Here is a 230-nt window from a genome sequence, read left to right on the forward strand (position 1 = left end):
TTCTGGAGGCGGCCCGGGCCGAGGACGAGGCCCGGTGGCCGGCCGCCGTCGCACGGGAGCGGGAGCAGGCCGGGCAGACGATCGTCGCGAGGGTGACGTTGGCGCGGGCACAGGAGATCGTGGGGAAACCCGGAGTGTCCTGGCCCGTTCCGCTGCCGGCCGCGGAACAGAGCGCGGTCATCGACCTGGCGGGCGCCGGTGACGAGGTCGCCGAGTTGTGGCGCGGCGAC

The 230-nt window shown here is 75.2% G+C and carries 1 pseudogene; it reads left to right on the top strand.

What is annotated here, in order from left to right:
* A pseudogene (locus GT354_RS36110) lies at positions 1–230 on the top strand (hypothetical protein); the annotation flags it as partial.

Source organism: Streptomyces sp. SID3343, from assembly GCF_009865215.1.
Taxonomy (GTDB): domain Bacteria; phylum Actinomycetota; class Actinomycetes; order Streptomycetales; family Streptomycetaceae; genus Embleya.